The organism is Listeria costaricensis (assembly GCF_900183385.1).
In the GTDB taxonomy this organism is placed as follows: Bacteria; Bacillota; Bacilli; order Lactobacillales; family Listeriaceae; genus Listeria; species Listeria costaricensis.
Map to the genome: position 1 here is coordinate 18,874 of NZ_FXUT01000020.1, position 20,996 is coordinate 39,869.

Here is a 20,996-nt window from a genome sequence, read left to right on the forward strand (position 1 = left end):
AGACAGAAAGGGAGAACAAGGCATGAAAAAAGGGTTCAAGCAAGTTTTTACAAGTTTATCCGTTGCTTCGATTGCGCTATTCGGTGTTTTAGCAGATGTCCCGATTACTGTTCCGGTTTCAGCAGAGGAGACTGGGAAAAAGGCTGAACAGAAGGTCGCTGCTTACAACGGGCAGGCGAACAATCTGACGCAGGAGCAGTACGATCAGGTCAGTGCGGAAGAGGGGCTGGGCAATGTCATCAATGTGACGGTTACAGACAATATGGTGTCACTTCAAATCGACAATGGCGATGAGGCGGATGACGACTATTTGGAAATCACGCCGCTTAAAAATAATCTGCTGAAAGTGAATCTCCGGCCGAGCAACGTGGCTGACAGTGCGGATACACCAATGATCGACCCGGATGCTAGTTTTTCGGCTATCGAGGCGGATATTGATACATCGGGCGATCCAATTGTTATCTCGACTGCTGCCTGCACATTAGAAATTGCACGCAATCCGGCGCGAATGACATTCAAAGACAAAGATGGGAATGTCCTTTTATCCGAGTCAGCAGATGGCGGGATTTTTAACGGTGGTGTGCGTTTTAAACGCGGTGCGGACGATCATATTTACGGCGCTTATGGAATCAGTTTTGGCGACGGGGATCTTGGTATGGAGCGGGATAATACGGCGGATGCGAATAAAACGGTGCAGGCTGGGCAGCAGGGGAATGCAGGCGGGCCGTTCATGTGGTCGACGGATGGATACGGGATCCTGGTAGACAGTGACGGCGGCTATCCTTTCTCAGAAGCATCAACGGGCAAGTTAGAATTTTATTACGGGGATACGGTTGAGGAGGGCCGGCGCTACGATAAGAAAAACGTCGAGCTTTATCTGATGGCAGGCAATCCAGAAGAAATTATGGCTTCTTATGCGGATGTAACGGGACATACGCCGATGATGCCAAAATGGTCGCTGGGCTTTTCAAATTTTGAATGGGGCATTAATGAAGAGGAATTCCGTAATAACGTGGATACTTACCGCGCGAAAGGCATTCCGATTGATGCCTATGCGTTCGACTATGACTGGAAATTTTACGGGGATCCGGTTCATGGTGGGGACTATGGCGAGTTCACTTGGAATACAGATAATTTCCCTTCTGCCGCAACAACAAAGTTAAAAGAAGATATGGATGAGCAAAATATCAACATGATTGGGATTACGAAACCGCGTGTGGTGACCAATTTGGAAGATGGAACACCGACGCAACAAGGGCAAGATGCTGCGGCAAACGGCTACTTCTATCCGGGGCAGGCGCCATATCAGGATTATTTTGTTCCGGTGACGGTAGAAAGTATCGATCCTTATAATGCGGACGAACGAGCATGGTGGTGGTCGCATTCAGAAGATGCTTATAATAAAGGAATCGTCGGCTGGTGGAATGATGAAACCGATAAAGTGTCATCCGGAGCGGCGCAGTACTGGTTTGGCAACTTTACAACGGGCTTTATGTCGCAAACGATGTATGAGGGTCAGCGCGACTATACGAATGACTCGGAACGTGTGTGGCAAACGGCGCGGACATATTATCCGGGGGCACAGCGGTACGGGACATCGATGTGGTCGGGGGATATTGGCGTTCAGTGGAAAAAAGGAGAGGTCATTGACTGGGCAAACGGGATGAGTGAACAGCCAAGCACAATGCTTTCTTCGATCAACCTTGGTCAGACGAAATGGGGCATGGATACGGGCGGCTTTAATGCCAATTCAGGTCAAGTGTTGAACCCTGATCCAGAACTTTATACGCGATGGATGGAATTCAGCTCGGTCGTGCCGGTCTTCCGTACGCACGGGAACGACAATCAGCAGCGTCAGCCTTGGTACTACGGTGGTACAGCAGAGGAAATGGCGAAAAGCAGCATGATCTGGCGCTATTCGATGGTGCCGTATATGTATGCCTATGAACGAAATGCCTATGAAAATGGCGTCGGTTTGGTACAGCCGCTCACATTCAACTATCCGGATGATGATAATGTGGCCAATATGACGAATGAATGGATGTTTGGTGACAATCTACTAGTTGCGCCAATTTTGGAAGAGGGGGCTGGATCGCGGGAGATCTATCTGCCGGCAGGAACTTGGATTGATTACAACCGCGGCGATGTCTACGAAGGCGGTCAAACGATTTCTTACCAAGTGGATGCAGAAAACTGGTCGGATCTGCCAATGTTCGTTAAACAAGGCGCGATCATTCCAATGCAGCAGCCGGAAGACCATATTGATACTACTTCTGCAGAAACGATCTATCTGGATACGTTTGCGTCAAATGAAACAACGACATTCACGCATTATGACGATGATGGCAGCAGCTACGATTATGAAAAAGGCTCTTCTTCTTACATGAAGCAGGCATTTGAAGTATCTGGAAGTGATAGCGGCTCGACTTTTACCGTCAAGGCGAAAACGGGTGACTATAACTCCAACACATCGAACTATATTGTCAAACTTCATGGCGAAGCGGCAGAAAATGTCAATATTGACGGTTCGGCGGCAACGAAATATGATGATCTGACTGCACTCGAAGCGGCAGCGGGAACCGGGTTTGCAACGGGGACTGATGTTTATGGGGATGTGACCTATGTCAAAGTGGCCGCACAAGGTACAGCAGATACGGTGATTCAAACAACGGGTTCTAGTACAGCAGCGGACAAAGCGGTTTATGAAATGGAGAAGGGCTCCTTGTTTGCTGAAACGCTGGCTGACCGTCCGGAAGTGTCTGACGGCTCGGTTACTGGACTGGATGCTGACGGAACCGGTGCGACTGTATATGCCAATGTGAAAGACAGCGGCGACTACAGTGTGGACCTGACTTACAAAAATACAGGTAGCAGTGCAGAAACGTTGAGCATTTTTGTCAATGGGGAACGTGTAGAAGAGGTGAAACTAGCACCTGCTGAAACCGTTGCAACAAGCACATTGCCACTTTCTGCTGGTAAAAACAGTATCAGTTATGAAGTGGTCAAAGATGCAGGCGACGACGGCACGAATATTGAGCTTGACAAAGTGGAGCTGTCGACAAATCCGGATGTTTTGAAAGTGGAAGCAGAGGATGCCAAAATGGGCGGCACGCTTATCGAAAATAACGAGCATTGGTATTACAGCGGCACAGGTTTTGTTGAATCGTTTCTAAATGCCGGCGATGAGCTGACCTTTGAAGTGACTGTACCGGAAGACGGCAGCTACACGCTGAACACCCGCACGGCTAATGGGACGGGCATGCCGCAATCGCTTGACCTGTATGCGAACGGTACGTATGAATCGCGTGTCGAATTCCCTTCCTACGGGCAAAATTGGAACATTTGGAGCGATACAAACACGACGGTGAATTTGAAAGCAGGTGTCAATAAAGTTTCCTATTTGATGGATAATGGGACAACGGGGAACGTCAATATTGACCGGATTCTCGTTTCTAAAGAGCCGATCACAGCACCTGTTTCATCAGAAAAAAATCTGCTGGATGACAGCGGCTTTGAACGAGCGGCCTCGCAAACAAATAATTGGACAGAATGGCATGCGGATGGTCAGGAGAGCGCTTATGGCGTTGACAGCGGTTCAGGTGTCAATCCGCCTGAATCACCAAAATTCGGTGACCAGAGTGCCTATTTCTATCTTCCGGGTGCCTATCAGGAAAGCATCCATCAGGAGATTCAGGTGCCGAAAAACAATACAAATTATGATGTATCGGCCTGGGTGAAGCTGAGCAATACTTCGCCAACGACCGCTCGAATGGAACTGTCTGCTTACGATAGCACGAGTGGGCAAAATGTCAATCTGACAGACGACGGCAAGTGGCATTATATTCATGTGGAAAATATCCATGTGACAACAGGCAACCTCAGTGTGGGCTTCTATGTCGACTCTCCGGGAGGCACGACCCTTCATATTGATAATGTCAGTATTGAAGAAAGTCTGACCGAATAATTTTGAAAACCTTGTCGATTGGAAAATTATCGGCAAGGTTTTTCTTCATAAAAAATACTTGCATTTTGAAAACGAATACAGTATGATTTAAATATAACTTACTTCGTTCATTGAACAAAGTAAGTGATTAGAAATTGCAGGTGAATAAAATGAGCATACTTCGGAAGGGAAACAAAGAACTCATCAAAGATATCAATCGTTATACGGTCTTGAATCTGATCCGAGAGCGAGGCGCAATCACACGGACTGAAATAGCGAAAGAGTGTGATTTTGGCATGTCTACATTAACGTATATTTTAGATGACTTGCAGAGTAATGGATTGATCACAGAAGGGAAAGAAATTTCTTCAACTGGTGGGAGACGCGCCAAACTGATTCAATTCAACTCTGAATATGGTTTTATTGTAAGCGTCAAAATAGAAGAGGAACGATTGTTGTTTGCACTCACAGATCTGGATGCAGCAATCATCGAATCAACCGAGGTAGCTTTTGAAGAGCATAGTTCTCCTGAAAAAATTGTCGCACTGATTACAGAAAATGTGAACGCTTTATGTGAGAGAAAGAAAATTTCAGAAGACGGGTTGTTGGGGATTGGAATCGCTGTTTCTGGACTTGTGGACCGGAAGCAAGGCGTTGTTATCCGCTCGACGATGCTGGGCTGGGAAAAGGTATCACTTGTTGCCATGTTGGCTGAATATTTTCCGGGTATTTCCATCTTTGTCGACAAAAATATCAACTGCTACACATTAGCTGAGTTATGGCTTGGGGAAGGCAGACAGTCGTCCAATTTTGTCTGCGTGTCTGTCGGAGCCGGGCTTGGTCTGTCAATCGTCATTGGCCGCCAGATTTACTACGGGGTGAACGGCGGGGCAGGAGAGTTTGGTCATACAACACTTTATCCGAATGGTTATCAGTGTCACTGCGGTCAAAAAGGCTGCTTGGAAATGTATGCCTCAGAGTTTTATTTTAGAAACCGGGTTAAGGAGCTTAAGTCGGAGCCGAATCATTTGGCCGACTATCATTTTGATTTGATCGGTCAGGAAGCCAAAAATGCGAATCCGCTTGCCGAACAGCTGATGCATGATATGGGGACCAATCTTGGCGTGGGACTACGCAATCTGATCAATACGTTCAATCCTGAAAAAGTGATTCTTGCGGGAGAAGGTTTGCATCATCAAGAACTATTTTTGGAAGAAACCAGACGAGTCGCAGCTGAAAACTTTTTCTCTAAAGTAGAAAAAAGAACAGAAATTACAACGAGCCTGTTGGAAGATACAGCTTGGCTTCAAGGAGCAGCTCTGCTTGTGATTCATCAGCTCTTCCAAGTGCCCATCTACGAGGAACAGGCAACACTGATTTAAAAATAAGAGGAGGTTTCGTTTATGGTTGGTATGACAAAAAAGAAAACGCTTTTTTGGCTGTCGATCTTTTTGCTGCCAAACTTATTGGGATTTTTAATTTTTATCGCACTGCCGATTCTGGGCTCGCTAGGTGTCAGCTTTACAAGCTGGGATCTAGTGGGAGATATCCAGTTTACCGGATTTGACAACTATGTCCGTCTAATTCACGATCCGGAGTTTTGGAATTCCTTCAAAAATACAGTGCTGTTTATTATAGGCTATTTGCCGATTGTCATGATTCTAGGACTTGCTTGTGCACTTCTTTTGAATCGTAAAATCAAATTCCGGCCATTTTTCCGCGCGGTCTACTTTCTGCCAGTTGTTACTTCATGGGTAGCCGTTTCACTCGTTTGGAAATGGCTTTATAATCCAAGTTACGGACTGATCAACTATTTTCTATCTGTCATTGGGATCGACGGGCCGAACTGGCTGACTGATCCAAGTACAGCCATGATTGCGATCATTATTACCAGCGCATGGAAAGATATCGGTTTTGTCATGGTGCTATTCCTTGGCGGGCTGCAAAATATTTCGCCTTCTTATTACGAAGCGGCGAATATGGACGGGGCCTCCAAAACGCGGCAGCTGTTCAGCATTACCATTCCGCTACTCACACCGACGACCTTTTTTGTAACGATTATTTCTTTGATCAACTCCTTCCAAGTATTTGACCAAGTGATGATCATGACAGGAGGCGGGCCAAGTGGTGCCACGATGACGCTGGTGCAGAATATTTATAACCACGCCTTCCGCTACTTTGAAATGGGCTACGCTTCAGCGATGAGCTGGGTCTTGTTTATTGTTATCTTTATCATTACGATTATTCAAAATAAACTTCAAAAAAGGTGGTCCAATTACTAATGGATAAAAATAAAAAAGGTTCCCCTTTATGGACGTTGATTAAAAATATACTGACTTATACGATTATCTGCCTTGGTGGAATTATTATGCTGATGCCGTTTATCTGGATGGTTTCAACTTCCTTTAAAACGGGCTCAGACAATATGGTGCTGCCGCCGCAGTTTATACCGGATAATCCAACACTTGATAATTTCAAAGAAGTATTTGAAATGTTCCCAATGTTCCGTTTTTTAATCAATTCAGTGATTGTTGCGGTTGTAACGACACTCGGTCAAATGCTGTTTTGCTCGATGGCAGCCTATGCGTTTGCCAGAATTGAATTTTGGGGCCGGGAAAAACTCTTCCTGCTTTATCTGGCGACGATGATGGTGCCCGCACAGGTGACCATGATTCCGCAATTTATCTTGATGAAGCAATTTGGCTGGCTGGATACATATGCTGGCCTGATCGTTCCAGCACTGTTCAGTGTATTTGGAACGTTCCTTCTGCGTCAGGCATTTCTGGGCATTCCGAAAGAACTCGAAGAAGCCGCATTTATGGATGGCGCAAATCATTTTACTGTTTTCCGCAAAGTCATTTTACCGCTTGCAAAACCTACTTTTGCAACGCTCGGGATTTTGACATTTATGCAGTCGTGGAATAGCTATCTGTGGCCACTGATTGTCACAAGCAGTCAGGATATGGCAACCTTGCCGCTAGGACTTTCACTCTTGCAAGGTCAGCACGGGACGGATTACGGTTTGATGATGGCAGGGGTCCTAATCAGCGTGATCCCGATACTGGCAGTCTATCTTTTCGCTCAAAAATATTTCATCCAAGGAATGGCAATGAGCGGAATGAAAGAATAAAAAAACAAGGAGTGTTAAAAATTGAAAAAGGTAATTTTGCTTCTCTCAGTTTGTTTGTTGTCTATGTTTGGTTTAACAGCTTGTGGTAGTGACAGCGGTAGTAGTGACAAGACAGAAATCACATATTATCAATTTTCTGCCCCTGCAGATGGAAAAGCACTGGATAAAATGGTTAAACAGTTTGAAAAAGAAAATCCGGACATCAAAGTCAATGTCCAAACAGTTGCTTATGACGATTACTTCACGAAATTGCAAACGATGATCGCAGGCGGGGAAGCTCCTGATGCTTTCGAGCTAAACTACGAAACATTCGTCCAATATGCGGAAAAAGGGGTTCTGGCTGACCTGGATAAATACATCAAAGACGATAAAGACTTTGATCCAAGTACGCTGAACGAGCAAGCTTATAACGCGTTCAATTATGATGGCAAGCAGTACGGCATGGTGGAAAGCTTCTCAAACGTTGTGACTTTCTACAATAAAGATTTGTTCGACAAAGCGGGCGTTGCATATCCAACTTCCGACTGGACTTGGGCGGACGAACTGGACGCTGCGAAAAAAATCACAGATGCAGATAATAAGATTTGGGGAGTTAGCCAACCGATCACAATGAATGAGTTCTACAAAGTGGCTGCTCAAAATGGTGGTGCAATCTTTAATCAAGATATGACTGCTGCAACAATGAATAGCCCTGAAAATGTCGAAGCTTTAACGCATCTTACAGATGAAGTAACCAAATACAAAGTGGCACCATCGCCATCTGATCTTTCCGGTCAGCTGCCAGAAGACCTGTTTGCAAACGGTCAAATCGGCATTCTGCACACGGGTATCTGGATGATCGATGAATTCCAAGACCTGCCGTTTGATTATGATATTGAAATTGAAGCAGGAAATACACAGAAAGCCACTCACTTCTTTGCAAACGGAATCGGTGTTTCCAAAGATTCCAAACATAAAGAAGCCGCATACAAATTTGCCGCCTTTATGAGTGCAGATGAGGATGCTCAAAAAATCCGGATCGATGCGAACTGGGAGCTTCCAGCAACAAACAATCAAGACATTCTGGCACCGTATTTAGAAATGACACCGCCAGAAAACCGTGAAGCAGTTTTTGAATCTCTTGATTACGCCGTCTTGCCACCAGTTGTACCAGATTGGAGCAAAATCAGCGACTACACAGATTCAGAGTTTGAAAAAGTATTGAACGGCAAGGAGACGCCGAAAGAGGCACTCGATAATTGTCAGAACGAAATCAATAAAGTCATGGGATTTAAATAGTTGAAAGAATGGAAGTACTTGGGGGTACCCAAGTACTTCCATTCATATAGGAGGGTAAACGTGTTGGAATTGGTAAGACTGATGAAAGGCTATTTAGCTTTTTTGCAAGATGATCAGAAAAGTGTCGAACAAGTTTTGCAAGCCGAGGAGCCGCAACTTGAAAGCGACCATCTGCTGGAAAGTGCGACATGGCTATGGCTGAGTGCTCGCTCCGGCAAGGAATGGGCGCCAAAAATGGAACAGACGGCTGTTTACATTTGCGAAAACTGGCAGCGTGAGCAGTCTTCGCCGTGGCATACGCAGGAAAAGGACATCTACCTAAGCGTGATTGCCGCTTGTTATGCCGCTCTATTGGAAGTGAAAAACAGTTACCGGGCGACCAAATGGCAAAAAACGATCACAGAAATTCGCGATTTTGTTTTTGATAACCTGCTGAAAGGCGACACGGTTCTTGCGGGACTTAAAACGCGGAAGGTGGCAACGGATGAGCTGTTCGCCGTTTTGCCATTCGGGCTTTTTTCACCGGAAGACTTGGTGATGGTCGCGGCCGTTAAGAAAATGGAATTGCAGCTGGCGACAGAAGAGGGCGTTCTGGCTTATTCAGGTGCCGCTCAGTCGAGCAAGCTTGCCACGGCGCAAATGGCTCTCTACTTTTTAGAAAAAAGTGAAGAAGAAAAGGCAATTTTCTATTTGAATCAGGCCAAACAAATGACAACGGATGAGCCACTTGGAGACGTTTTTATTGCACTGAATGAGTTCTATCTTGCGGAATCTGCTACCAAAGAAGCACATATCAAGCACCTTCCATTTGGCAACAGCAATCGTTATGAAAAACAGCTAACAGAAAGAAATCCGCATGCACCGGAGACGGAATTGCATTTTTCGGCGGCATGTGAAGTGATAGCTGAGCAAAAAGCGGTCAATGTTCAACTTTTGCTGGTTGAAAAAGACTGGCTGATCACTTGTGAGTCAAAACACAAGCAGAATGTCGAAATTTGGGAAGCCTTGGTGCCGCCGCTGGTTGAGCCGGGCATTTATCATTACTACTTTGAGGCCGAGCTGGCAGATGGTTCGTTGCTTCGTTCCGACAGCTTTGAAGTCGAACCAATCCAAAAACACTGGTCGGAAAAAATATCGATTGCTGAGCAGGAAGACGGTTTTATCTGCTATGTGGAAGAAGGCGAGGCTGTTCTGCCAATTCGTTTTTCGGTAGCGGAGGACGATGAAGTAAAAGTAACTTTTGATCCGACAGCGCCTCGACTTTCTGGGAATGAAACATGCGGCAAATTTCAAAAGGGCGACCTGACGATTGAAGCGCAAAATAACCCGGTAAGACTGACAATTTCCTTCAAAGGAGACGTTCTGCTCGTTTCACATGCCATCTATCCGGCCTTTCAGTGGTACACGGATGCAAGCGGCGCAGTCCAAAAGGTCAGATGCCATCTGGATTCACCGAAGCAGCAGGAATTTTACGGCTTTGGCGAACGGTACAATGCACTCAGTCAGCGCGGTCAGGTGCTAGACTGTTTTGTTTACAATCAGTATCGCGACCAGGGCACGCGAACCTATATTCCAATGCCGTTTTACCATACGAATAGCGGCTACAGTGTCTTTGTGGATACGGCCCGCTATACCAGCTTTGATTTAGGCAATCAGTTGGCTGACAAACATACGATTACGATTGAATTAAATAATGAAGCGGCTGATCTCTATTTGTTTATGGGCGATGTGCCGCACGCGCTGCAAAAATATCTGCAGCACACAGGACAACCGGAAATGCTGCCAGTATGGGCACTTGGTCCGTGGATGTCGAGCAATAACTGGGATCGCGAAAAAATTGTTCGTGCGGAAGTAGAGCGGACACAGAAACTGCAAATCCCGTCGACGGTTGTGGTGCTTGAACAATGGAGCGACGAGGCGACCTACTACATGTGGAACGATGCCGAGTACGCCTTGAAAGATCCGGCTGAGGCCTATCGGTATGATGAAATTACTTTCCCGGAATGGGGCAGATGGCCAGACCCACAAGGCATGACAGACTTTATTCATGAAAATGAAATGAAGCTGATTCTCTGGCAGATTCCAATCCAGAAGTACTTAAATCGCCAGTTCCATCCACTGAAGGATCAGGAAGAGGCCTATATGATCGAGCAGGGCTACGTGGTGAAACATGCAGACGGCTCACCTTATCGGATTCCGGAAAACTGGTTTACAGAAAGCCTATTGATGGACTTTTCAAATGAAGCAGGGAAAAAATGGTGGTTCGATAAGCGCCAGTATTTGATTGACATGGGCATTGATGGTTTCAAAACGGACGGCGGGGAATTCGTTTTCGGTGAAGAGGTCACTTTTGCTGATGGGCGAAAAGGCGACGAGATGCGTAACCTGTATCCAAATGAATATATCCGTGCCTACTATGAATTTGCCCAACAAAACGGCGGAATCACCTTTAGTCGAGCAGGCTATACAGGGGCACAGACGATTCCCGCGCACTGGGCAGGCGACGAACGTTCCACCTTTGATGCCTTCAAACGCTCGCTGATTGCCGGACTTTCAGCTGGTCTATCTGGCCTGCCGTTCTGGGGATGGGACTTTGGCGGCTTCAACGGCGATATTCCAACAGCCGAACTGTTTTTACGCTCAGCGGCCATGGCAGCCTTTTGTCCGATCATGCAGTATCATGCGGAAAGCAAGGCCGAGTTCAATCAGGACCGCTCACCGTGGAACATTGCCGATCGAACGGGCGATGAAAGTGTCATTCCAATCTATCGCTTCTTTGCGAACGTGCGGATGAACCTATTGCCGTATATTTATGATGAAGCAGCGAAAGCCGTTCAAACTGGCCTGCCGATGATGCGGGCACTCGTTTTGGCATATCCAGATGACAGCCGTGTTTCGGATATGTATGACCAGTACCTGTTTGGCGACCATCTGCTCGTGGCACCTGTTATTGAAGAAGGCATGCGCATGCGGGAAGTTTATCTGCCAGAAGGAGATTGGTATGATTTCTGGAAGGGAAGTAAATATCATGGCCCGATGTTGCATAAGTGTCCATGTGACCGCGATGAGATCCCTGTTTTTGCCAAGGCTGGCAGCGCGATTCTTCTAAATTTGAATGAAACAAAAGAGCTTGGCAGCTGGGTGACCAACTCGACAACCGCTTATCAAAAGCCTATTGTTCGGATTTACCTAGGGACCGATTTTAAACAAAAAATCACGGATCATTTAGGAAACACATGGAAAATTCAAGTGACGGATCATCGCATTCAGGTTGAGTCGCCGCTTTCGGACTATGAAGTAGAGGTTATCGGAGCAACAAAAGACGTCCAAATTGTCAAAGGAGTGTAACGCATGTTAGATTCAACAAGTTTTGCCATTTTACCATCCAATGTGAAAAAACAGGAGACATTTCCCCACAAATTGGGGGCCGTAAAGGAAGTCGCGCTTCGTGATCAAATGCTTGTGGGGCGCACTGAAAAAGGTCATTTCGCCTGCTATTTCATTGATGAAGAAACGATTCGCATCATGATCGACCCGGCGAAAGAGGTCACACTCACACCTTCGATTGCCGCCGAGGGAGACCGGCTAGCTGCATGCGATGAGTTTACACAAAATAACACACAAGCCATTCTTACAAAAGGTGAAACAACAGTCGTGCTGACAAAGGATACCGGTGTCTTTACTGTTTTCAAAAAGGAACAGGAACGCTTTGCAACCTGCGGCTTCGGCTATAACCGGGCAAACAAGCATCAGCTGCAAATCGTATCACGCGCTGAAACGGCCATTTTGGGACTCGGTGAAAAAACGGGTTTTCTCAATAAAGCGGGTTCCATCATCAGCATGTGGAATACTGATGTATACAGTCCGCATAACAAGGATACCGTAGAGCTTTATCAATCGATTCCGTTTTTTATTGCGGACGATCCGCAGGCGGGAAAATATGGCGTGTTTTACGACAATAGTTTTCGGACGGAATTCGATTATCAAAGTTATCAGGACCGTTACACGATTATGGCGGAGGGCGGAGCTGTCAATCTGTATGTCTTTTTGGGCGATTCGCTGAAGGAAATCGTCGCGGGCTATACACGGCTGACCGGCAAAACACCGCTGCCGCCAAAATGGTCACTAGGCTATCATCAGTCGAGATACAGCTACACCTCGGAGCAGGAAGTCGAACGGATTGCCAAAACGTTCAAGGAAAAAGGCATTCCGCTCGATTGTATATTCATGGATATTCATTACATGGATGATTTCCGTGTATTCACATTCAATCCGGATACATTTGCAGGCGGTCCGGCGCTCGTGAAAGCACTCAAGGAGCAAAATATTGACGTCGTGCCGATTGTAGACCCGGGTGTGAAAAAAGACGTCGACTATTCGGTCTATCAGGAAGGGATTAAAAATCGCTACTTCTGTGAAAAATTGGAAGGAGACGTCTACTACGGGGAGGTCTGGCCGGGTGAAAGTGCCTTTCCGGATTTCTTCCAGCCAGAAGTGCAAAACTGGTGGGGCGATTTGCATCAATTTTACACAGATTTGGGCATTCGCGGCATTTGGAACGATATGAATGAGCCGTCCGTATTCAATGAAAGCAAAACGATGGATCTGGACGTGGTGCACCGCCAGCCAGGTCGGCAGATCACGCATAAAGAGGGGCACAATTTGTATGGCCTCTATATGAGCAAGGCAACTTTTGAAGGACTCAAGCGGCTGAATGAAAATGAGCGTCCGTTTTCATTGACACGCGCCGGATATGCCGGTGTGCAGCGCTATTCTGCTGTCTGGACGGGCGACAATCGCAGCCACTGGGAGCACATGGAAATGTCTCTGCCGATGATCATGAATCTTGGCCTATCCGGTGTAGCCTTTACGGGGGCCGATGTTGGTGGCTTTTCCTCGGAATGTTCGAAGGAAATGCTGATTCGCTGGACACAGGTGGGCGCCTTTCTGCCGTATTTCCGCAATCACTGCGTGCAGGACAGCATTTATCAGGAACCATGGGCATTTGGGGCAGAGGCCGAAGCTATTACGAAAAAATTCATCGAGTTGCGCTATCAATTTCTGCCGTATTTATATACACTATTTGCAGAAGCAGCGGAGACCGGCCTGCCAGTCGTGCGGCCACTTTACATGGAATACGAAGAGGAGCGTCATTTTCTGAATGTCAGCGATCAATTTATGCTGGGATCAAGTGTGATGGTGGCGCCAATCCTTCGACCGGGCCAAAAAGAACGGCTCGTCTATTTGCCAAAAGGTGAATGGTATCATTTTACAACAAAAGAACGATTTGTCGGCACAGGCGAAGCGATCATTGTGAAAGCAGAGCTTGATGACATGCCAATTTTTGTCAAAGCAGGAACCATTTTACCGCTTGGGACGAAAGTGATGAACAGCAAGGAAGCGCAGAAGCTTTGTCTGGAAGTTTATTTAGGTACTGATGATAAGACATGCGGCAAAGTGTATCTGGATGACGGGCATAGTTATGATTATCAAAAGGGTGCGAGTCTGACGGTTCAGTTTGAGGCCATTCAGCAGGGCACGCAGTTAAACGTGCATTCTTCCGCTCAGGGAGACAAAAACTGGCTGCCGGATATTGCAGAAATTCATGCCTATGGGGCAAAAATTGATGAGATTATAAGAATGGGTGATTAGTAGATGGAAAGTAAAGATTGGTGGAAAAAAAGCGTCGTATATCAAATTTATCCAAAAAGTTTCAACGACTCGAATGGCGATGGAATTGGTGACATTCAGGGAATCATTGAAAAGCTCGACTATCTGAAAAAACTGGGCGTGGATGTCATTTGGCTGTCTCCGGTTTATGATTCTCCGCAAGATGACAACGGTTATGATATTCGCGATTACTATGCGATTTTTGAACAATACGGAACGATGTCCGACTTTGACGAGCTGCTGACAGAAATGCACAAACGCGGCTTGAAACTGGTCATGGATCTCGTTGTGAATCATACCTCGGATGAGCATGCTTGGTTTGTGGAATCACGTTCATCGAAAGACAATCCTTACCGCGATTATTATTTCTGGCGAGATGCTGCGGAAACGAACAACTGGGGCTCGATTTTTGGCGGTCCGGCTTGGGAAAAGGACGAGGAAACGGGGCAATATTACCTGCATCTTTTCTCCAAAAAGCAGCCTGATTTAAACTGGGATAATTCAGCGGTTCGGGAAGATGTCTACAAAATGATGCGTTTCTGGTTAGATAAAGGAATTGATGGCTTCCGCATGGACGTGATCAACTTTATTTCAAAAAATGCAGCATTCCCAGATGGTCCGGTAGCTGAAGGCGACCAGTACGGCGATGCAGGCAGTGATTTCTGCAATGGTCCGCACATTCATGACTATCTGCATGAGATGAATCAAGCAGTCACGTCTCGCTATGATGTGATGACAGTTGGCGAAATGCCAGGCGCTTCAACCGAAGATGCGGTTAAATATACGGACCCTGATCGTCAGGAAGTCGACATGATTTTCACTTTTGAGCATATGAATCTGGATTGCCATGGTGACAACAAATGGGACTTGAAGCCACTCTATTTGCCAGATTTAAAGGCGAATTTTGCAGAATGGCAGTCGGCGCTTGATGAAAAGGGATGGAACAGTCTTTACTGGAATAATCATGATCAGCCGCGAATCGTATCACGTTTTGGCAATGACAGCGAGGCTTACCGGGTACTCTCTGCCAAGATGCTGGCAACTTGCCTGCATTTCATGAAAGGAACGCCATACATCTATCAGGGTGAAGAAATCGGCATGACCAATATTCGCTTTGAGGATTTGAATGATTACCGAGACATCGAGCTACTCAACATGTACCGAGATAATAAGGCGCTAGGATGGAGTCATGAACGGTTGATGGAAGCCATTTATACGAAGGGCCGCGACAATGCCCGCACACCGTACCAGTGGGATGACAGTGCGAATGCTGGCTTTACATCAGGCGAACCTTGGCTTAGAGTCAATCCAAATTATCAGACGCTAAACTGCAAACAGGCCTTGGCGGATCCTGATTCAGTCTTTTATTACTATCAAAAACTGATCGCACTTCGAAAAGAAAAAGAGATTATGACGACAGGGCGATTTGCGTTACTTTTACCAGATGATGAAACAATTTTTGCCTATGAGCGGGTTACAGCTAATGAAAAATTAGTCGTACTTTGTAACTTCAGTGATAAAGAGCAGCAGTATCAGCCAGAAATGGTGACAGCTGGCACGTTGCTAATGCACAATTTACCAGCGCCAGAGATTGGCATTCTGCGTCCATATGAAGCAGTAGTTTACGAGATTCAGCAATAAGAAAAGGAAGCCAAGATAGTGTGAATGAAGGCTATCTTGGCTCTTTTTTTCAGCTAGATAAATTCAAGTGAGTGAAGGTATATCAAAGGAATTTTTTTAAAAGAGCGGGCAGGTTTTTGCGTGATGTGATTCGTGAGCCATTTGAGCAGGTAAGGGGCACGGTATCGGCTTGGAGAAAGCAAGAATCGCTTGAAATTACGCTACTTTTCATGTATAATTATGCGGATGCAACAATTCTGGGGCTGTTACGGATTCGACAGGGATAGTTCGAGCTTGGGCTGCGTGTCGGGGGGATCGACCTCGTTAACAACGTCAAAGCCAATAATAACTGGCAAAGAAAACAAATCTCTAGCTTTCGCTGCCTAATAGCAGTTTGAAAAGCTGATCCTCCGTGCATCGCCCATGTGCTACGGTCAGGGTCTTACTCTAAGTGGGATACGATTAACGATTTCCGTTTGTAGTCGTTAAGAAGAGACCAATCAAGCTAGCTGAAGGGAAGCCTGTTACCGGGCTGAACTCCAAGCGAAACCCTAATACGGTGACTACACACGTAGATGTCCAAGTGCCGATATTTCTGGACGCGGGTTCGACTCCCGCCAGCTCCATAAAAAGAAAGACGCCGAGAAGTGCTGGTAATACACACTTTGTAGGCGTCTTTTTTGTGTTTGACCGTAAAATGACCGTAACTTATTTAATTTATTTGACCGAGGTTTAGTTTGTTTGAAAGCTCTTTGAAGTGTTTGCAAGGCTTTGACGCGATATAATTTTTTTGACCGTAAGCATCTATTTTGACCGGGAAGAGTTATTTTCCATTAATTGAGTGAATTTATTAATGGAGTCATGCTTCATTTCTTTCGTTATATGAAGATAGATTTTAGTTGTGGTTTCAGCATTTTCATGGCCTACACGTTCTTGAATAGTTGCTAAATCCACACCAGCTTGAGCTAGTAAACTAATATGAGTGTGTCTAAGTTTATGAAGCGTGATATTTTTACGAATACCAGCTTTTTGTAGATAGGATTTTAGCTGTTGACCTAAACGGTGACGCATTTCAGGATAGCCGCAATAATTGCCACTTAATTTAGAGAAAACAAAATTTTCATCATGATAATCGGGAAATTGCTGTTTTACATTCTGCTGGGCTTCTTGCAACTCGACTAAAATGTCTGCTACAGATTCACTCATGACAATTTTTCGATTTGCTTTTGCTGTTTTTGGTGTGGTTAGTTCATATGTGGTAATCGTGTTTTTTTCACGGAATAAGGTTTTCCAGACAGAGATGGTTAATTTGTTGAAATCAATATCTGTCCACTGTAAAGCTAATAATTCACCTACTCGCAGCCCTGTATAACTTAAGGTTAGTATTGAAGCATAATCAAGCAGGCTACCATATTCTTTTGCAACTGACAAAAGAGAGATTAATTCGTCACGCTCTAAATATTCATCTTCAATGTTTGAAAGCTTCACAGGCGCATGAGACTTGCTTTTTGCGGGTGTTTTGATTGTTTGCACATAATTGTGATGAATAATGCCTCTTTCTTGTGCGAATCTAAAAATCATTTTACCAACAATATTTGTCGTGCTTATTGTATGATGTGAATAACCTTGTTTATGCATATCTTTCAACATAAAGTCATAATCATATCTTGAAATTTTATCAATATTTTTTTGACCTAAATAATGTTTTAAATGAGGCAGTGCAGTAGTTCTTCGATTGTTAATCGTACTTTTCTTAATATCTCCATCTTGATAATGCTTGAACCACACATCAATGAAGTCTGTAAATAAGATTTTATTTTGCATAATAAATTTTTGATTTTCAAGTTCAGTATAAATTTTTGCAATTTCTCGTTTTGCTTCTTTTTGTGTAAGAAATCCACGTTTAGTAGTACTTTTCCGTTTTCCAGTCATAGGATCAATTCCAAGTTCCATTTTGACCAGCCAACGAGTACCTTTTTTAGTTTCGTATTTATGCACGCTTGCCATGTTCTGCTCCTTCTAACAGGCAGAAAAGAGGAGGTTAGTGTTCATAACCTCCAATTGCTTCTTCATCCAAATTCATGCTATAATAACCTTGCGATGGGTAGAGCATAGTTTTGGAAGGGTTTCTTTTCTGCTATGTTCTGCTTTTTTATTGTATAAGAACACATTTTTTTCTCCTGTCTATCTTTATTTCATACTAAAAGATAATTCTTTGTTAGACGTGTATAATTTTAAGCCTAAAATTTTTTCAATAGATGTTAGCGGAACGCGTCCAAGTCGAGGATTATCATAATAGTTATATCCTTCATTTACGAGATTAATTTTGGCTTGACGAATTAGTTTTCTTGCGACAGTTGGGCCATAGCCTAATGCCATTAAATCTTCTTTTGTGATCGTTTTATTCATCTTATCAACTCCATTCTTTCTTAAAATTCAGCTTGCTTAGTTTGTTCGTGAACTAGTGGTATCAGTTCTTGTCTGCCGATTAGGACAAGATGTGTCACTAATTTATCAGCAAATGAAGCACTAAATTGAGTGGACTTTTTCATTTCTTGTAAGCTTTCTAACTCTCCAAGTGCGTGATGTTTTTCTAGAAAATGAAATCCTTCTAAAATAGCCAGAGCACCACCGTCAACCAACCATTTTTGTGTTTCATGTAAAGCGACATTTTTTTCGGAACGACTCAGTGGCATGCTCTCTGCGGCTCCTAAAAATCTTTTCCAAAAGCGACAAGTTTTCCAGCGACTTTTATTTTGTTGTTCCTTATCTTCAACTAAAAAATTCAGATTGTCATTTAGAAAGTTGAATGCACATTGTGATAATGTGTTGTGATCAAATAAGATTTGCAGGAAGATAGCATGTGCTACACTGTTTCTTAATTGAATTTCAGTGCGTTTCCAGCTTCCAAAGGCTTCTAGCTCACATTTATGTTTTCCGGCCTGTTCTTTGTCCTTATCATAGAAACGATAGATAATATCTGATTTGGGGTTTCCAATATATAAGGTTTTTCCAGTATCATTTTCATCAAAGCGACTTGCTCTGAGTTCATAATACCTGCTTCTTGAGCGAAACTCTTCCCGCTGACATTTTTTATAAAGTTGTTGAATGGTAAAGAAGGGTTTTTCATTTTTGTCATCAATTGCAAGGTCTAATCGAGTAGTATGCAGGTGGCCTTCTGTATAATCATAACAATCCGAGAAAAATTCGTGCCACTTTCTTCTTTGAACATCCAATAAGCTTTGAAGTTCTTGACATCCTGCCCCTGTTAGCGATAGATAGGCACCTAAACCATTTGGATTATCTTCTGATGGTGGCACATCTCCATAAACATGAATAGCTCCAACGCTATAACAGCGAGTGTATTTCTTGAATTTTATTGTTCTTGGTTGGATTTCGCACCATTGTGGTTCAATCCAGATAAGCTTTTCTAAAACTTCTTGAGCGACGATATTTTCAAAAACAATACATAGATAATCGAGTTTTACCGATAAATTATTTCGTGTCAGTTGCATTTTTTCACCTCCCTTCAAGTTTTGTGTATATGGGAATTACCGTTTATGCCAGTATACATGCGGTTTCCAGCTTATTTTATTGTATTTTTAGGGCGGTGTTACTTAGCGCCCCTTTAGCACCGAGCATAGCTCGGTGCTGTCCCGATCGCTGCCGCTCAACACTGCCGTTTGGCGCTGGTGCGCCATGTCGGAACAAAAGATAACTATGTAGGAGGCAATAAAGGTTTTTGAGATTTTAATTTACAAATAAGTCTTCTTATTCTATAATTATAAATAAATAAGACATATATAAGCTTATGATAGAATTATAATTCTTATGAGCCTATTTGTCAATGGAATTATATCATTTGAAAACCTATTTCTGCTATTAAAGGAGTGAGATATTGAAATGTCATTGGTTAGAAAGCAAGATGCGGCCAATATTGGAAAGAATTTGAAAGCATACCGTCTAGATTTGGGGATAACGCAAAAAAAGCTTGCTGATAAGTTGAATATGAATTATCAAAACTATTCCAAGATGGAGAGAGGAATTTATACACCATCATTAGAAAAATTACTGGAAATTTGTGATACATTAGAACTTACGCCTAATGATCTGCTTTTAGATGGTCATGAATATGAGGAGTTTAAAAAAGAAATTTTTAGTGAAATGGATGAAAATTTCTTAGACTTGATGAGAGAAATGAAAGTGGTGGAAGAACTTCGTGCTAAGGCTTTGAAAGCACAAAAAGAAGGGAATAAGAAGCTTGAAGAGCAGTATTTGACGGATATAGTAGGAATTTACATGGTGGATGGTAAAGGCTCATGGGAAGCCGCTGATGCGTTGTATTATAATCGTTTGGATAAATTGATTAGAAATACTTCTTCGAACGTTTTGAAAGCATTGGTGAAGAAGGTAGGTTGATAGTAATTGACTTATACAAAACAAAGCATGAAGTGTCTAGATTAGACTGCTTCATGCTTTGTTTGTGAATTCTCAGGTTAAAATTGAAAATTATTCTTGATGTGTTCATATAAAGCGGGTATATCTGCAATGGCATTGTCACACAGAAATTTAAATTCTTCTTCGGAGAAATATTCTTTTTCGCCCATGCTGATTTCCTTTTCAAAAAGCTCAGATGCCATTTTGTAAACTCTCTCAGGTACAATCAAATAATTTCTAACTTTACGACCATAAAAGCTTTGAAACATAGTCCACTTTAGATTCCCGCTGAAACTCTCGATACATTCTTTTAATTGGTCATATTTTTCAATTGGAGTGTTATCCGCAAATCTAAAAACTACATTAGGAATTCTATAATAAATATCGTCTGCATGATACATATCTCCACGCAATTGTTTGATGGGAAAATTATCGTCGAAAAAGTCGGGTATTAATGATGCGTTTGAATTCATTTTAAATTACTCCTCCCTAATGTTTATTCCGTTTGGATTATCTTTTTTTATAGTATTAAAATATTGCTCTTTTAAAATAGGAGCTTCACTGTATCTCGGATCATAAATATATTTTCCATCTGAATAAACTGTATGATAGTAAAATTTTTCCATTTTGTCGTATTCTTCGACATTTAATTTTCCTACTTTAGGTGTGATCTCGTAAATGGCACCTTTTTTCCCAGATGCTAGATATAAGTCATCTGCAATTTCTGAGCAGTCATATTGATCTACCATCTCTTGATAAAGATTTTTCTTTGCCTGAATGGTATTCATAACAGATGGATTGGCGTCTTTTGGTATAGGTGGTTTAATTGTTTCGGCTTTCTTCTTTGCTTTTGCTACATCTTTTTTAGGCAGAGTAATTTTCTTGCCTGTGTATTTCCCTGCACCATAATAAAAGATG

The 20,996-nt window shown here is 43.6% G+C and carries 15 protein-coding genes and 1 other RNA gene; 11 read left to right on the forward strand and 5 right to left on the reverse strand.

The annotated features are described in order from the left end of the window. Nucleotides 1-22: 22 nt before the first annotated feature. From CS921_RS12970 to ssrA, 10 genes are all read left to right on the forward strand, one after another. A complete protein-coding gene (locus CS921_RS12970) occupies nt 23-3,964 on the forward strand; it encodes a TIM-barrel domain-containing protein (protein WP_099224567.1) in 3,942 nt (1,313 codons plus the stop codon). Between the two features lie 149 nt (nt 3,965-4,113). Further along, nucleotides 4,114-5,325 carry an ROK family transcriptional regulator gene (locus tag CS921_RS12975; RefSeq protein WP_099224569.1) on the forward strand — a complete coding sequence of 404 codons (1,212 nt, stop codon included), beginning with the start codon at nt 4,114-4,116 and terminating at the stop codon, nt 5,323-5,325. A 21-nt stretch (nt 5,326-5,346) separates the two neighbouring features. Next, nucleotides 5,347-6,225 (forward strand): carbohydrate ABC transporter permease, encoded by an 879-nt coding sequence (locus CS921_RS12980; protein ID WP_099224571.1) that lies wholly within the window; start codon nt 5,347-5,349, stop codon nt 6,223-6,225. Next, nucleotides 6,225-7,073 carry a carbohydrate ABC transporter permease gene (locus CS921_RS12985; RefSeq protein WP_099224573.1) on the forward strand — a complete coding sequence of 283 codons (849 nt, stop codon included), beginning with the start codon at nt 6,225-6,227 and terminating at the stop codon, nt 7,071-7,073. The genes CS921_RS12980 and CS921_RS12985 overlap by 1 nt, the downstream gene beginning before the upstream one ends. Nucleotides 7,074-7,094: 21 nt before the next feature. Further along, nucleotides 7,095-8,351 (forward strand): ABC transporter substrate-binding protein, encoded by a 1,257-nt coding sequence (locus CS921_RS12990; RefSeq protein WP_099224575.1) that lies wholly within the window; start codon nt 7,095-7,097, stop codon nt 8,349-8,351. A 63-nt stretch (nt 8,352-8,414) separates the two neighbouring features. Beyond that, nucleotides 8,415-11,699, forward strand: a complete 3,285-nt coding sequence (locus CS921_RS12995; protein WP_240422362.1) for a glycoside hydrolase family 31 protein — start codon at nt 8,415-8,417, stop codon at nt 11,697-11,699. A 3-nt stretch (nt 11,700-11,702) separates the two neighbouring features. Next, a complete protein-coding gene (locus CS921_RS13000; RefSeq protein ID WP_099224578.1) occupies nt 11,703-14,003 on the forward strand; it encodes a TIM-barrel domain-containing protein in 2,301 nt (766 codons plus the stop codon). 3 nt (nt 14,004-14,006) lie between these two features. Beyond that, nucleotides 14,007-15,662, forward strand: coding sequence for a glycoside hydrolase family 13 protein (locus tag CS921_RS13005; RefSeq protein ID WP_099224580.1), 1,656 nt, complete (start codon nt 14,007-14,009; stop codon nt 15,660-15,662). Nucleotides 15,663-15,778: 116 nt separating this feature from the next. Then, entirely contained in the window at nt 15,779-15,928 is a 150-nt protein-coding gene (locus CS921_RS15585) for a hypothetical protein (RefSeq protein WP_162921771.1), read from the forward strand. Further along, nucleotides 15,901-16,270, forward strand: a transfer-messenger RNA (tmRNA) gene (ssrA, locus tag CS921_RS13010). The genes CS921_RS15585 and ssrA overlap by 28 nt, the downstream gene beginning before the upstream one ends. A gap of 175 nt (nt 16,271-16,445) precedes the next feature. Here the strand turns inward: ssrA and CS921_RS13015 are convergent. From CS921_RS13015 to CS921_RS13025, 3 genes are all read right to left on the reverse strand, one after another. After that, nucleotides 16,446-17,648 carry a site-specific integrase gene (locus tag CS921_RS13015; RefSeq protein WP_099224582.1) on the reverse strand — a complete coding sequence of 401 codons (1,203 nt, stop codon included), beginning with the start codon at nt 17,646-17,648 and terminating at the stop codon, nt 16,446-16,448. A gap of 183 nt (nt 17,649-17,831) precedes the next feature. Beyond that, the gene (locus CS921_RS13020; protein ID WP_099224584.1) at nt 17,832-18,050 is read right to left on the reverse strand and encodes a DUF3173 family protein; all 219 of its coding nucleotides are present in this window, start codon (nt 18,048-18,050) and stop codon (nt 17,832-17,834) included. A gap of 20 nt (nt 18,051-18,070) precedes the next feature. Continuing rightward, the gene (locus tag CS921_RS13025) at nt 18,071-19,156 is read right to left on the reverse strand and encodes a replication initiation factor domain-containing protein (protein WP_099224586.1); all 1,086 of its coding nucleotides are present in this window, start codon (nt 19,154-19,156) and stop codon (nt 18,071-18,073) included. A gap of 388 nt (nt 19,157-19,544) precedes the next feature. On the opposite strand from CS921_RS13025, the gene CS921_RS13030 reads away from it, so the two are divergent. Then, nucleotides 19,545-20,060, forward strand: a complete 516-nt coding sequence (locus CS921_RS13030; protein WP_099224588.1) for a helix-turn-helix domain-containing protein — start codon at nt 19,545-19,547, stop codon at nt 20,058-20,060. A gap of 77 nt (nt 20,061-20,137) precedes the next feature. Here CS921_RS13030 and CS921_RS13035 read toward each other — a convergent pair whose 3' ends face one another. Together CS921_RS13035 and CS921_RS13040 are read right to left on the reverse strand one after the other, a co-directional pair. Continuing rightward, entirely contained in the window at nt 20,138-20,551 is a 414-nt protein-coding gene (locus tag CS921_RS13035) for a hypothetical protein (RefSeq protein ID WP_099224590.1), read from the reverse strand. Between the two features lie 6 nt (nt 20,552-20,557). Continuing rightward, on the reverse strand, nt 20,558-20,996 hold a 439-nt coding region (locus tag CS921_RS13040; protein WP_205527786.1), incomplete at its 5' end, for a hypothetical protein.